Source organism: Petralouisia muris (assembly GCF_004793545.1).
GTDB lineage: Bacteria > Bacillota > Clostridia > Lachnospirales > Lachnospiraceae > Petralouisia > Petralouisia muris.
Genome location: NZ_SRYA01000245.1, coordinates 1 through 561 on the forward strand (window position 1 = coordinate 1; position 561 = coordinate 561).

General features: G+C 50.1%; 1 protein-coding gene. It reads right to left on the bottom strand.

The annotated features are described in order from the left end of the window. Positions 1-103: 103 nt before the first annotated feature. On the bottom strand, positions 104-561 hold a 458-nt coding region (locus tag E5329_RS29335), incomplete at its 5' end, for an MT-A70 family methyltransferase (protein WP_135992595.1).

A 561-nucleotide genomic window follows, 5' to 3' on the forward strand; every position in this document is an offset into this window, starting at 1 on the left:
CTTCCAAAATCCAGTATGCGGCGGTATTGATGAGAAAGGCGCTGAGCGCCAGCATAAATGCGAACTCCAGTATCCGGGTAATGAGCTTGGGTGGTTCCAATCATCATCCCTCCTCTCTGAGCGCTTTAGCGCTGTACTTCGGTACAGGATAATCTCCCCCAGGCATAACAATGTCTGACCCCCCTGGTGCTTCATTCCCCCATATATCCCACCCCGGCTCCCTGTGGCGAGCAAAGAGTTCAAGATAAGGTTCGTATGACATACGCCTAATAACCGCATATTGCTCTTCGGGTTTTTGGCTATGCCGCTGCTGTGGGCAGAAGATCCAGTTGGGCTGACCGTGAAATTTAACTGGCGCCTTGCCACGTGTGGCAAACAGACACGTCTCTGACGCATTTCTATAATAATTACCCAAAAGGAGGCGGGGTTTTATCCAGTAGATCGGGCTGCGATATGTAAAGCCCCAAGCCTTAATCACATCTAAACCCTCTTGTAACAGGGCGTTGGGAATCCACAAATAAAGGTGGCTGTTTTCTTCCGCTAAATCCTGTACTGGCATCG